11 protein-coding genes are annotated in these 13550 nt (G+C 54.1%); 10 read left to right on the top strand and 1 reads right to left on the bottom strand.

Annotation, left to right across the window (positions count from 1 at the left end; all coding sequences use genetic code 11):
• Positions 1–11: 11 nt before the first annotated feature.
• The 10 genes from N7326_RS02065 to ileS all read left to right on the top strand — a co-directional run bounded on the left by N7326_RS02065 (position 12) and on the right by ileS (position 12588).
• A complete protein-coding gene (locus N7326_RS02065; protein ID WP_259157631.1) occupies positions 12–1466 on the top strand; it encodes a peptidoglycan glycosyltransferase FtsW in 1455 nt (484 codons plus the stop codon).
• An 81-nt stretch (positions 1467–1547) separates the two neighbouring features.
• The gene (gene murG, locus N7326_RS02060; protein ID WP_263088070.1) at positions 1548–2624 is read left to right on the top strand and encodes an undecaprenyldiphospho-muramoylpentapeptide beta-N-acetylglucosaminyltransferase; all 1077 of its coding nucleotides are present in this window, start codon (positions 1548–1550) and stop codon (positions 2622–2624) included.
• A 26-nt stretch (positions 2625–2650) separates the two neighbouring features.
• Complete coding sequence (gene murC / locus N7326_RS02055) at positions 2651–4072, top strand: UDP-N-acetylmuramate--L-alanine ligase (protein ID WP_263088069.1); 1422 nt, start codon at positions 2651–2653, stop codon at positions 4070–4072.
• A gap of 25 nt (positions 4073–4097) precedes the next feature.
• Positions 4098–4754, top strand: coding sequence for a cell division protein FtsQ/DivIB (locus tag N7326_RS02050; RefSeq protein ID WP_259076126.1), 657 nt, complete (start codon positions 4098–4100; stop codon positions 4752–4754).
• A gap of 212 nt (positions 4755–4966) precedes the next feature.
• Positions 4967–6172 (top strand): cell division protein FtsZ, encoded by a 1206-nt coding sequence (gene ftsZ, locus N7326_RS02045; RefSeq protein ID WP_259076128.1) that lies wholly within the window; start codon positions 4967–4969, stop codon positions 6170–6172.
• Between the two features lie 5 nt (positions 6173–6177).
• Positions 6178–6924 (top strand): peptidoglycan editing factor PgeF, encoded by a 747-nt coding sequence (gene pgeF, locus N7326_RS02040; RefSeq protein WP_263088068.1) that lies wholly within the window; start codon positions 6178–6180, stop codon positions 6922–6924.
• A 133-nt stretch (positions 6925–7057) separates the two neighbouring features.
• Entirely contained in the window at positions 7058–7483 is a 426-nt protein-coding gene (locus N7326_RS02035; protein WP_263088067.1) for a cell division protein SepF, read from the top strand.
• A 121-nt stretch (positions 7484–7604) separates the two neighbouring features.
• Positions 7605–7892: a YggT family protein gene (locus N7326_RS02030; protein WP_259076133.1), complete on the top strand. Its 288-nt coding sequence runs from the start codon at positions 7605–7607 to the stop codon at positions 7890–7892.
• A 324-nt stretch (positions 7893–8216) separates the two neighbouring features.
• A complete protein-coding gene (locus tag N7326_RS02025) occupies positions 8217–9122 on the top strand; it encodes a DivIVA domain-containing protein (RefSeq protein WP_259076135.1) in 906 nt (301 codons plus the stop codon).
• Between the two features lie 307 nt (positions 9123–9429).
• On the top strand, positions 9430–12588 hold the full coding sequence (ileS, locus tag N7326_RS02020) for an isoleucine--tRNA ligase (RefSeq protein ID WP_259289270.1): 3159 nt from the start codon (positions 9430–9432) through the stop codon (positions 12586–12588).
• A 47-nt stretch (positions 12589–12635) separates the two neighbouring features.
• Here ileS and N7326_RS02015 read toward each other — a convergent pair whose 3' ends face one another.
• Positions 12636–13523, bottom strand: a complete 888-nt coding sequence (locus N7326_RS02015; protein ID WP_263088065.1) for an SGNH/GDSL hydrolase family protein — start codon at positions 13521–13523, stop codon at positions 12636–12638.
• Positions 13524–13550 lie beyond the last annotated feature (27 nt).

The following is a 13550-nucleotide window of genomic DNA, read 5'->3' as shown; positions in this document are numbered from 1 at the left end:
GGGTTCAGACCATGACAGCGAAGTCCACAGCGCGCCCAGGCCTCTGGCACCAGCTCACGATGAGGCTAAAAGACAATAGCGCACGACCCTATTTCGACTATGTCAATATTTTAATAACGGTGGCGCTACTTGCCACCATAGGCCTCATCATGGTCTCAAGTGCGGCCGTGGCAAAATCCGAACGAGAAGCCAATAGCGTGTGGACTCTACCGCTGCACCAGCTCACCATGGTGTCCCTCGGCTTTGTAGCCCTGTGGGCAGCCTTAAAGATCCGCCCTCAGGTAGTAAGGCGACTCAGCTCAGCTATTCTCGCCGTTTCCATCTTGCTACTCATCCTCGTCCTCATTCCCCAGGTCGGAACGGGATTAGCGGAAACGGGCTCGCAGTCATGGATAACCCTAGGGCCGCTGACCATTCAGCCTTCGGAAATCGCTCGCGTTGCCATTGTTATGTGGGGCGCCGATAAACTAGCCGGAAAAAAATTGCGGATGACCTCAATGCACGAACCGCTAGTCCAGTACCTCGTGGTATCCGCAGTGATGGCGATGCTCATCGTCGCCGAGCACGACCTTGGGATGGCAATCAGCTTCATGCTCGTCGTTGTGGTTTTGCTATTCCTCGTGGGTGTGGACATCCGTTTCCTTGGTGCCATGGGGATGCTGTTGGTCATCGGAGTCATCGGACTCTCGCTGTTTTCTACCCAATTCAGAAAAGACCGCATTACGGTATTTCTCAATATCTTCTGGGGCAAATTTGAGGACTCTACCCATTCATCCTTCCAGTCCTATCAAGGTCTACTCTCCATAGCAGAAGGAGGGATCACGGGAGTAGGAATCGGGCAATCACGTGCTAAGTGGTTCTACCTCCCAGAGGCTCATAATGACTTCATCTTCGCCATAGTTGGTGAAGAGATCGGGCTGATCGGTGGAGTTCTTCTCATTTCCTTATTCGCTTGGTTGGGCTATATCGGGCTGCGTATCGCTCAGAAATCTTCCAGCCCTTATCTCAGTCTCCTGTCCTCCACACTTGTCATGGCTGTCGTGCTCCAAGCCTTCATTAATATCGCCTACGTAGTGGCCCTGCTCCCCGTGACGGGTATCCAATTGCCTATGATTTCATCGGGTGGAACCTCGGCGATCATTACTCTGGGCGCCATGGGCCTCGTTGCGAGCGCGGCGCGTCATGAAAGCGATGCAATCTCAGCGATGCAGGCAAATGGCCGGCCCTGGATCGACCGGGTATTGTTGCTCCCTGAACCCCACCTTGAGGGCCTCGACCGCCCAGGCGCTGCACGCCCTCGGACGGGAACAAGGGCAAGCCACACACCAATAACGCGGCAGCTACCTGCGCGCAATCAGCGTCGGACTCCGCCACAGCCAACTCAACCGCGACAGGCTCGTGGGCGCCGTCACATGAACGGGAACTCGCTCAGGCGATCACCGCGCCGAGAATATCCCCGCTCATAGTTCTGAGCAAAAGCCATTTCAGATCAACCTCGGAGCGCATACCAGCGGTTCGATGCGATGGAGACTAAACTGAGAACAATTATGACTACAAAGACAGTGAATATCCTCGTCGCTGGCGGTGGCACCGCCGGGCATATCGAACCGGCACTCGCAGTGGCGGGGGAGTTAAAAAGCCGCGGTTATAACGTCATAGCCTTAGGTAGTCCCAAAGGATTAGAGAAGAACCTCATACCGGCACGCGGCTTCGAGCTGCGCATGATTCCGCCGGTACCCGTACCGCGCCGGGTGAATAAAGACCTGATGAAACTCCCATTCAGGCTCCTGGATACCATTCGGCAGACTCGTCGTATCCTCACTGATAATGACATTGATGTAGTGGTGGGATTCGGGGGGTATGTAGCAGCGCCTGCATATTTAGCGGCGCGCAGTCTAGGTCTGCCCTTTGTGGTTCATGAAGCAAATGCACGGGCTGGCCTAGCCAATAAACTGGGCCAAAAAATTGGTGGCCTAGGGTTGAACGCCGTTAAAGGCTCTGGGATGCCCGGGCGTGTGGTCGGTATCCCTATTCGCTCATCACTTGGTAGTGATAGTGATATTCGTGCGGCTCGTGAGCGTGGACAGTCGCTGTGGAACCTCGATGAAACGCGCCATACTTTACTCGTCACTGGTGGCTCTCAGGGGGCGAAGTCGCTCAATGATGCCATTGAACAGCACGCCGATGAGCTTATCGCTCGCGGATATCAGATCCTCTTGGCACACGGGCCCAATAATACCGCTCCCACTGCTCGGGAACACCTGGTGAGCGTGCCTTATATCGAAGATATGGCGGCTGCCTACCAGGTTGCAGATCTCATCGTGTGCCGCTCTGGAGCTATGACGGTGGCAGAAATTACCGCCGCAGGAGTCCCCGCGCTCTATGTACCGCTTCCTCATGGCAACGGAGAGCAGGGGCTCAATGCGCGAGCCGTGGTTGATGCAGGTGCTGCCCGCATTATTGCAGATCACGAACTATCCGACCGCCTGGTTGATACGGTGGACGCATTGCTGCGTGACCCCGATGCACTGCAGCGCATGCGTGAGGCCGCAAAGATCTCTGGGGTGGGTAATGCCAGCCATACGATCGCCGATATCGTGGCCGATATCGTTGCTCGATCATAGTCATAGTTAAAGAATTGGAAGATAGCATGGTCACCTCACATGATTTGTCCCGAGTTCACCTAGTGGGAATTGGAGGCGCCGGTATGTCAGGGCTTGCCAGTATCCTTCTTGAACGGGGGCTTGTGGTATCTGGATCGGATATCAAAGAATCTCCGGCTCTTGGTGATTTGCGTACCTTGGGCGCCCATATCGCTGTCGGACACGCAGCTGACAACCTCACCCTCTCAGGTCAGCTCCCTACTGTGGTTGTCACCTCATTCGCCGCGATCCCACCAGATAATCCAGAATTATCGCACGCCAACTCACTTGGTATTCCAGTGATTCGGCGCTCCGATCTCCTGGGAGAATTGATGGCCGATAAAACGCAAATCCTCATCGCCGGAACCCATGGCAAAACCTCGACCACCTCGATGGCCGTCGTAGCGATGCACCACGCGGACATGGATCCCAGCTATGCGATCGGTGGGCAACTCAGCGATTCAGGCAAGAATGCCCATCACGGTCTCAGCCAGTTCTTCATAGCTGAGGCGGATGAATCGGATGCGTCGCTGTTGCGGTATAGCCCCGATATTGCGGTAGTAACCAATATGGAGCCCGATCACCTCGACTATTACGGCTCCAATGATGCGTATATGCAGGTATTTTACGATTTCGCGGAGAGAATAGATTCTGGAGGTACGTTGATTGTCTGCCTCGATGATCCAGCTGCCGCACAGTTGGGAGAGGACTTTAAGGACTTCACGGTGGTATGGGGATATGGCACACCAGAGGCAGCCGCACAGCATCCCGACATTGCTCATACGATCGTTGAATCGATGAGCACCGGCACCGATCACACCACCGCCGTGCTGAAGATGGGGGAGCGGTCGATGCCTATCAGCCTGAGCATTCCAGGCCAGCACATGGTGCTAAATGCTGCGGCCGCCGTGACCGCAGGTGTGGCCGCTGGAGGGGACTTCGCTGCTTTGGTTCGCGGAATTTCTGCCTTCGGTGGGGTGCGCCGTCGTTTTGAGTACCGTGGTAGTGCCAACGATATTGATCTCTACGACGATTATGCCCATCACCCCACGGAAGTTGCGGCCGTGCTGCAAGCCGCACGAGAGAGAATAGCCGCTCGAGGCCACGGACGCTTGGTTGCTGTGTTTCAACCCCACTTATATTCCCGTACTCTAGAATTTTCCTCGGAATTCGCCAGCGCCTTATCGCTTGCAGATCGTGCCTATGTCTTGGATATTTATGGCGCCCGCGAGGAAGCTGTAGAGGGAGTGGACTCACAGATTATCACCTCGGCTATGACTATCCCAGCTAGCTTTGTGTCAGATTTTTCCGCAGCCGCAGCCACTATTGCGCCACAGTTGCAACCAGGCGACCTGGTGATCACGATGGGGGCAGGAAGCGTGACCATGTTGGGAGCGTCCCTTTTTCACGAGCTAACCACCGGTGCCTAGGACCTGGAAAGGATCGATTTATCTGATGATGGCGAAAAAGATATCACTGACCTTGGTAGGCATAGGGTCAATATGCCTCATTCTCTTCGCCATCGCCTTTTTCTTCCCCGTATTTACGGTTAAGGAGATTATCTCCCAAGGTAGCCAGCACACCCACGCCGAAGATATCCAGAACGTCACCGATCCGCTGATCGGTACGAATACGGTGCGAGTAGATACCCAGGATATTGCTCAGGATCTCGTTGCCTTGCCGTGGGTACTGACGGCCACAGTAAAAACCCAGCTTCCGAGCACCGTGGCAATCGAAATCGTTGAGCACGAGCCAGTGATGTACGAAGCTAAAGAGGACGGGGATCACCTCATCGACCGTCAAGGGCGGGTCTTTGTCGTCGAACCGCACCCCGAGGGGCTCATTGCAGTGACAGGGGTGACCGATGACCAGGGCTACCGCGATATCCTGGGGGTAATCGAGAGTATTGGCGTTGCGGAGCGGTCGGCGATTGCGGAGATCCAAGCACCGTCGGCAAGCAGTATGGCACTCCTTCTTAAGGATGGAAAGCGGGTTTTTTGGGGTAGCAATGAGAATAGTCATGATAAAGCAATCGCTTTGTCGGTAGCGGTGACTCGACCCGAGCAAACCATTGATATCTCAGGTGCGCCGATCGTTTCTGTCGTCCCTTAGAAATATCGAGCCGCAACGCTAAAATCGCATGTCAAAACTCTAAAGTTTAGGTTGAGGGTATCGACACGCCACGAAAATGTACCAAGAATTTTTGGGTTCGTCCGCGAAGATAGAAGCTACAAACCTTCACGCTTTCTGGTTGACCACAGCCCGAAAGGGTGACAGCTAGATTAATACGAGCACAAGAATTTCCAGAAAGGCGAGTCTTCTTTATGACTTCCCCAGATAACTACATCGCCGTAATGAAGGTCGTTGGTGTTGGCGGCGGTGGCGTCAATGCAGTCAACCGCATGATCGAAGAAGGTCTGAAGGGTGTTGAATTTATCGCCGTGAATACCGATTCGCAGGCACTGATGTTCACCGATGCGGACGTCAAGCTCGATATCGGACGCGAGGCCACCCGAGGCCTTGGCGCCGGAGCTAATCCTGAAGTTGGACGCCAATCTGCAGAAGATCACAAAAAAGAAATCGAAGAAACCCTCGAGGGTGCCGATATGGTCTTCGTAACCGCTGGTGAGGGTGGGGGAACCGGAACCGGTGCCGCCCCAGTGGTCGCCTCTATTGCGCGCAAGCAGGGAGCTCTGACAGTGGGTGTGGTGACCCGCCCCTTTAAATTCGAAGGTCGCCGCCGCACCAAGCAGGCCATCGAAGGTATTGAGAAGCTAGCTGAGGTCTGCGATACCCTCATCGTGATCCCTAATGATCGACTCCTCGAATTGGGAGACGAGAACCTCTCCATGATGGAAGCCTTCCGCGCCGCTGACCAAGTGCTCCACAACGGCGTCCAGGGCATCACCAAGCTCATCACTACTCCAGGCGTTATCAACCTTGACTTCAATGATGTCAAAACCGTGATGGCTAATGCGGGAACCGCCTTAATGGGCGTGGGCTCAGCCAGCGGTGAGAACCGTGTGATGGAAGCCGCCCAGCAAGCGATTAACTCCCCGCTGCTCGAATCCACCATGGAAGGCGCTAAGGGTGTGCTGATTTCAGTGGCAGGCGGATCTGATCTGGGACTTATGGAAGTGAATATGGCGGCGTCGATGGTTCAAGAAAAGGCCGACGAAGACGTCAACCTGATCTTCGGCACCATCTTCGATGACAACCTGGGAGACGAAGTTCGGGTAACCGTCATTGCGGCTGGTTTCGATAACACCGGGGACAACAATTCCACCGACTCTCAGCCTGCCATGGCTGCATCACCTACCCCAGAACCATCACCCACGTCTGGGATTATGGGCTCGGGTGAAAGCGGTGAAAGTCAAGAGAGCTATGATGCGCGCCATCGACGCTACGAATTCTCCTCGGATACCTCCAGTGGCAAAGGGGGTTTATTTACATCGCGTATAAGCGAACCGACCCCAAAGCGCCCCGAGGATGACGACGATCTCGACATCCCCGACTTCATGCGTTACTAGATCATATGCCCAAGCCTGAGGGGCCTCAGGGCCCCGATTTCCCTGCGCGCCCTGTGCGCCAGTTCTTCACGTCCAGGCGTGGAGGCGTTTCCCCAAGCCCCTATGATTCCTTCAACCTCGGAGATCACGTGGGTGACCATGAGGACAACGTGCGCGCGAACCGAGCGCGGCTCGCGCGATTAGTCGGGCTCGACGAACAAAATTTGGTGTGGATGGAGCAGATCCACTCACCCAATATCACCGTTGTCGAATATCCAACAGACCAACCTGTGCCGGCAACGGACGCTCTCATAACCGCGACGCCGAAGCTGGGTATGTGTGTTCTCGTGGCTGATTGTGTTCCCGTTCTCCTGAGTGATTCGCAGGCTCCGCTCGTGGCCGCGGTACACGCCGGGCGCATGGGGGCTCGAAATGGCATTGTTCGCCGTACTGTCGAGCGCATGGTAGAACTTGGGGCAATTCCGTCTCGGATGCATGCCCTCATAGGCCCTGCGGCCTCGGGCGACTTTTATGAGGTGCCGGAGGCTATGGCGGCCGACGTGGAACGACATCTTAGCGGTGCGCGTACAACAACTCTTAAGCAGACCCCGGGCCTGGACCTGCGTGCGGGGATCATAAACCAGTTATACGCTCTCGGAGTACGCTCGATCGACTGTGATCACCGATGCACCATCAGTGATCAACAATTCTTTTCTTATCGTCGGGACGGGAATACCGGACGTCAGGCGGGTGTTATTTATATCACTAGTTAATAGAGGCGCACAATTGGGCGTGTTTGTCTCCATGTCCAGCACTGTTACCCGATAATCTGAGTACTTGACAATACTTCCACCACCGCAGTAGCGCTCGAGAGATCGCGGCGCACACACCCGAAAGGTTCCCACTATGTCCTTGTTTAAATCCACCAAAGAATTCTTCTTCGGCGCTGACCCCGACTCCTTCCCATATGACTCTGAGGATGCCTATTTCGAGGAGCCTCAAAGCTATGATCGGACCCCAAGCTACGCTCGTGAGCGCGAGGATCACTATGCCATTCGTACCCGTGTCGAAGCGTCGGTAGTTTCCGTGAAAATCTACCGCAATAATGATGCCGTGAAGATCGGTGAGCCCTTCCGTGACGGGGATGCCGTCGTATTCGACCTCGCGGCCTTGGATGCCAAGGAAGCCAAAGGAATTGTCGATTTCGCCGCAGGTCTTTGCTATGCGTTGCGTGGTCGAATGGTTAAGCTAGAGAACCGTATTTTCGCTGTTATCCCTGAGCACTGCGATCTTGACAGCGAGCAGTTGAAGAAGGCTGCACATATCCACTAATTTCGGCGCTCGATGGTGGAAGTCATCTTTTTAAACCTTGTCACGGTGCACTAGGCTGACTAGTGTACCGAGACAAGGACTTTTTTGTCCTGTTTATCTGTGAAAGGGCCCGAAGTTCTCCGTGGAAACTATCAAAATTATCCTGTTGTGGGCGATCGAACTTTATCTCTTCGTCCTTATCGCGCGCATCCTGGTTGAGATGATTGTGACATTCTCTCGAAACTACAGTGCGCCTAGCTGGTTCAACCGGCTCTCGGAGGCTGCCTTCGTGGTCACTGATCCGCCAGTCAAGGCGCTCAGACGAGTGGTTCCTCCGCTCCCACTCGGTGGCGTATCGCTCGACGTTTCCATCCTTATCCTTTTCTTCGCCCTCTCGTTTTCCAAGGTTTTAATAGCGGTTTTGCTCTAAACAGTATGTGAAGGTTCGCAAATCCCCCTCCTAGTCTTGACTTTCGTTGAGGCGCTGGGAGGGTTTTTTCTTGGTAATCGCTCATCATAAGTCACCGTTGGGCAGGCACGGGAGTGCACAAGCAATGGGGTAATAACCTGCAATTTACTTATAGAAATTGGTGCGCATATCAAAATAAGGGGCTAATATAAACGGGAGTCCACTTTTAATTAGTCGTGTCTTCATTACCTTTAGCGACTTTAGTGGGTTATTCTAGGTAAGAAATGTAAGTTCGGCGAGCGACAGAGCACGTCGAAATAGATTGAATCTCGAAGGGAAATTTCCATGCCGCTGACTCCAGCCGATGTGCATAATGTCGCATTCAGCAAGCCGCCGATTGGTAAGCGTGGCTACAACGAGGACGAGGTCGATCAGTTCTTGGATCTGGTTGAGGATACCCTCGCCGAGATTCAAGACGAGAACGACGATCTGCGTAAACAAATCGCCGACTTGCAATCGGGTATCGTTCCTCAGGCTGTACCAAGTGGAGCTAACGAGACAGCTATAAGAGCCGAGGTGGAAAACCAGCTCAAGGCCGAATACGAAAAGAAACTCGTCGAACTAGAGTCGGCTGTGCGCAAGGCTCAGACTGAGGCTCAGTCCGCAAAGGACGAACTTGCTGCCGCCCAGAAATCCGCACCTGCTACCATCGCAGCTCCAAGCGGAGAGGCAGCCTCCGCCGATACCCATATGCAAGCAGCCCGCGTACTTGGTATGGCTCAGGAGATGGCGGACCGCTTGACCTACGAGGCAAAGACCGAGTCCAAGTCGCTTCTTGACGACGCTCGCTCCGCGGCTGAGAAACAAGTAGCCGAAGCTGAGGCTTCCGCTAAGGCTACTTTGGATGACGCTCGCGAGCGCTCCGAAAAGCAGGTCCACGACGCTCATATCACCGCCGAGCGTCTCCTTGAGGAAGCGAAAACCAAGTCCTACCAAGCTCTATCCGAGGCCCAAGCTCAGGCAGATGCACAAATTAAGGCCGCTGAGGACAAGGCTAATGCTCTCCAAGCTGACGCAGAGCGTAAGCATACCGAGACCATGGCTACCATCAAGCAGCAGCAGAATGCTCTGGAAAACCGCATTGCTGAGCTGCGCACCTTCGAGCGCGAATACCGTACCCGCCTGAAGACCCTCCTTGAGTCGCAGCTTGCTGAGCTGGAGTCCCGAACCTCCGCTAAGCCAGCTGAGTAGTTCGGTTAGCTTAATGGCCAGTTTCCACCTCGTGGTGGGAACTGGTCTTTTTTTGTCAGGACGCGCTATAATTTATCTCACTATAGGCAACGATCTCGGCTATCACCGGGGGAGCTTCTCGGAAGAACGGAGAAAACCGCACCGAAGTGCGTTTCCTCTCAGTAGAACTGAGCGGGTGGGACCGTCATATCCTCGCAGCAAGAAAAACGAAGCGGAATGCTGATGGCATTCAAGCAGGGTGGTACCGCGCGACACTAGCGTCCCTGCATCTGGTGGAACCCACAAGTTTTTCTTGAAGGAGCGTTGAATGTCCGAATTCGGCAAAGTTTATCCCAAGGTCGATATGACAGGGGGGTCAACCAGATTCCCCGATATGGAAGAGGCAGTACTGAAATACTGGAAGGAAGATTCCACCTTCCAAGCTTCTATCGACCAGCGAGAGGGGCAGGAGGAATACGTCTTTTATGACGGTCCGCCCTTCGCGAATGGCTTGCCTCACTACGGGCATCTTCTGACAGGCTACGTCAAAGATATTATCCCTCGTTATCGCACCATGCAGGGCAATCTTGTCAGCCGTGTGTTCGGTTGGGACTGCCACGGACTGCCCGCAGAGCTGGAAGCTGAGAAGCAGCTGGGCATCAAGGACAAGGGCGAGATCGAGTCGATGGGCCTGGAAAAATTCAATAAGTTCTGCGCCACCTCGGTTCTTCGTTATACCGAAGAGTGGAAGGACTATGTAACCCGACAAGCCCGCTGGGTGGATTTTGCCAATGGGTATAAGACCATGGATCTCGGCTTTATGGAATCGGTCATGTGGGCTTTTAAGGCTCTCTACGACAAGGGCTTGATCTACCAGGGCTTTAGGGTACTGCCCTATTCCTGGGCCGAGCATACTCCTTTATCTAATCAGGAAACGCGTCTCGACGATTCCTATAAGATGCGCCAAGATCCCACATTAACGGTTACCCTGCCGATCACTGGGTTCCGAAAGGGAAGTAGTGCTAATCCCGATCTTGTTGGAGCGGCTGCGATTGCCTGGACCACCACGCCGTGGACCCTGCCCTCCAACTTGGCACTTGCGGTCAACCCCGACGTTGAATATGTGCGCGTCAAGGTGGGCCCATCGGGAGCAGCGGATTTTGTGGGTCAAGATTTCCTACTAGCCCGAGCCCTCGTGGACTCCTACGCGGCTGAGCTTGGGGACTTTGAGATTATCTCAGTTCACCCCGGTACCGACTTGATCGGACTGACCTATGAGCCGGTTTTCAATTATTTCCTTGACCACCCGCATGCCTTCCAGATCATCGGCGCTGACTATGTCACAACCGAAGACGGCACCGGCATCGTACACCAAGCTCCGGCCTTCGGTGAAGATGATATGATCGCCTGCCAGGCCCATGGAATCGATGTGGTGATTCCGGTGGATATGGATGGAAAATTCACCAGCCTCGTTCCTGAATATGAGGGTTTACTAGTCTTTGATGCCAACAAGGAGATCATCAAAGATCTTAAAAAAGCGCAACGGGTGGTGCGCCATCAAACTATTGAGCACTCCTATCCGCACTCGTGGCGCTCCGGTGAGCCGCTGATCTACATGGCTTTGCCGTCCTGGTTCGTGGCGGTCACTAAAGTCCGCGATCGCATGGTGGAACTCAACCATGAGCAGATCGAATGGATGCCTGCGCATATTCGCGACGGCCAATTCGGCAAATGGCTTGAAGGTGCGCGCGACTGGAATATCTCCCGCAACCGTTACTGGGGATCGCCTATCCCAGTGTGGGTCTCCGACGATGAAAACTATCCACGCATAGACGTCTACGGCTCCCTTGATGAACTTGAGCGCGATTTCGGAGTGCGGCCGACCTCCCTTCACCGCCCGTATATTGATGAGCTCGTGCGTCCGAATCCCGATGATCCGACAGGGGAGTCGATGATGCGGCGCGTTCCGGAGGTTCTTGACTGCTGGTTTGAATCTGGATCGATGCAATTTGCGCAGAAGCATTATCCCTTTGAGAACAAAGAGTGGTTCGACACCCACGCACCAGCAGATTTCATTGTGGAATACTCGGGGCAATCACGTGGCTGGTTCTACACTATGCACGTTCTGGCTACGGCTCTCTTCGACCGCCCAGCGTATAAGAAGGTAGTTGCTCACGGCATCGTACTCGGCGACGACGGTCTGAAGATGAGCAAGTCCAAGGGCAATTACCCGAATGTCAATGAGGTTTTCGATCGAGATGGGTCCGACGCTATGCGCTGGTTCCTCATGTCTTCACCGATCCTGCGTGGCGGCAACCTTATTGTCACCGAGCAAGGCATTCGCGAAGGTGTACGCCAAGCTTTGCTGCCCATGTGGAATGCTTATACTTTCCTCCAACTCTATTCCTCGAAGCCGGCCCAGTGGTCCCTAGATTCCGAGGACGTCCTCGACCGCTATATTCTGGCTAAGCTGCACGATTTGGTGCATAACATCACCACAGCGCTCGATGCAACCGACGTAGCACGGGCCTGTGATGAGGTGCGTTGGTTCTGTGATGCATTGACGAACTGGTATGTGCGTCGCTCCCGTGAGCGTTTCTGGGCGGGCGACGAAGAGCACCCCGAGGCCTTCAACACCCTCTACACCGTGCTTGAGACGCTCACCCGTCTAACCGCGCCACTACTGCCCATGATCTCGGAGGTTATCTGGAGGGCCTTAACCGGAGGTCGCTCTGTGCACTTAACGGACTATCCTCGGGCCAAAGATTTTGCGGCCAATGAGAACTTGGTCGGCGCCATGGATGATATCCGCGGGGTATGCTCGGCGAGCTCCTCTGTGCGAAAGGCTCATAAGCTACGTAATCGATTACCGCTGTCGAAGCTCACGGTGGCTCTTCCTGAGGCAGAACGGCTGGCGGAATTTACTTCGATCATTCGCGACGAAGTGAATGTAAAAAATGTAGAGCTAACTTCGAATGTTGATTCTGTGGGCCGCTTCGAGGCCGTCGTGAATGCCAAGGTAGCTGGTCCTCGCCTCGGCAGGGACGTACAACGGGTGATTAAGGCTGTGAAGGCTGGTAACTACGAAATTCTAGAGACCGGAACCCTGCTTGCCGACGGCATCGAATTGCAACCAGCAGAATTTAGCGAGCGGCTCGTCGCCGCCGATCCAGCCTCGACGGCAGCCATCGAGGGCGTCGGTGGACTGGTGGTATTGGATACGACGCTCTCGGAGGACCTTGAAGCCGAGGGATGGGCCGCTGATATTGTGCGCGGTCTTCAAGACGCCAGAAAGAATAGTGGCTTTGAGGTATCCGATCGCATCAGCGTGGTGCTGTCGGTGCCAGGTGAGAAGGTGGAATGGGCTCAACGCCACCGCGACTTTATCGCTGGCGAAGTATTAGCCACCGAATTCTCTATCGTGAGCAACGAAACCTTGGATCACGAGGTGCTCAGTGGAGTTAGTGCGCACCTGCAGCGCAGCTAGGTTATAAAAAGTTATAAAAAGGAGGCCTCATAGCGAGGCCTCTTTTTTTACTGTAGATTCAAATACTCGGCAACCTTGCGAGCCTGGAATTCAGTACCTAATTCGGTGGGGTGTAGCGGCAACATCGGATCGCGCGCCGGAGTATCCACAATGGCTTTGATATAGCGCTGATTCTCAGGTGCACACAAACCGTGCCCAATCGAATCGGTATAGACATCGACGTACTCTACCCCTAAAAGTGGGGCGGCCTCCTGCATTGCGTGATTTAGAGCACGCACGTAGTCGTAGGCACCCACTACAGGTATGGATAGGTGGATCGGAAATCCAAAGCGATCACTACTGATCAAGCAGCCTTGATTATCGGGGCCGACAACTTCGGGATACCCCACCAATAAAATACGCGCCTGCGGAGCTAATTCTTTAATGCGGCTGATCGACTCTTTTATACGAATAATATAATTATCAGTGGTGACAAGGGGCGTTGATCCAGCAAGGCCGTAGTCACGGACACCATTCCAGGATTCATTTCCTCCGATAGTGATGGTGACAATCTGAGTATCGGGGCCGAGAGCTCGAGATGGGGCGGCATTGTTGAGAAGTGTCATCATCGTGGCTTTGACTGGCCGGCCGATATAATCGTCGCGGATGACAGCACCTGAACAGGTGAAATTAGCAAAACTGTTGAAGTATCGAGCAAGCGCTTCTGGGTATGAGATATCCCCATATCGGCAGAATTCATTGGGGTTAAGGATCTCGTAGTGTTCTATGGTGCTAGGGTTCGCGGCGAAGGAGTCGCCGAGAGCCACGTACTCGGCGCCAGTTCCGGAGCCGATAAGCGTTGTGGAGTGGAGTTTTGCCTGCGCCGGGGTGCAAGTGATGGCGAGCAATATGATGAGTGTGAGGACGTATTTGATCGATGTTTTTATCGCGTACACATTAATCATATTAGTTGTTTTGACTAT

Source organism: Corynebacterium sp. ES2794-CONJ1, from assembly GCF_025660615.1.
GTDB lineage: Bacteria > Actinomycetota > Actinomycetes > Mycobacteriales > Mycobacteriaceae > Corynebacterium.
This window is presented reverse-complemented; position numbering and strand designations above follow the sequence as displayed.

Coding starts and splice junctions, on each gene's coding strand:
- N7326_RS02065 (WP_259157631.1), top strand. CDS start 12: ATGACAGCGAAGTCCACAGCGCGCCCAGGCCTCTGGCACCAGCTCACG.
- N7326_RS02025 (WP_259076135.1), top strand. CDS start 8,217: ATGCCGCTGACTCCAGCCGATGTGCATAATGTCGCATTCAGCAAGCCG.
- ftsZ (WP_259076128.1), top strand. CDS start 4,967: ATGACTTCCCCAGATAACTACATCGCCGTAATGAAGGTCGTTGGTGTT.
- murC (WP_263088069.1), top strand. CDS start 2,651: ATGGTCACCTCACATGATTTGTCCCGAGTTCACCTAGTGGGAATTGGA.
- murG (WP_263088070.1), top strand. CDS start 1,548: ATGACTACAAAGACAGTGAATATCCTCGTCGCTGGCGGTGGCACCGCC.
- ileS (WP_259289270.1), top strand. CDS start 9,430: ATGTCCGAATTCGGCAAAGTTTATCCCAAGGTCGATATGACAGGGGGG.
- N7326_RS02050 (WP_259076126.1), top strand. CDS start 4,098: ATGATGGCGAAAAAGATATCACTGACCTTGGTAGGCATAGGGTCAATA.
- N7326_RS02035 (WP_263088067.1), top strand. CDS start 7,058: ATGTCCTTGTTTAAATCCACCAAAGAATTCTTCTTCGGCGCTGACCCC.
- pgeF (WP_263088068.1), top strand. CDS start 6,178: ATGCCCAAGCCTGAGGGGCCTCAGGGCCCCGATTTCCCTGCGCGCCCT.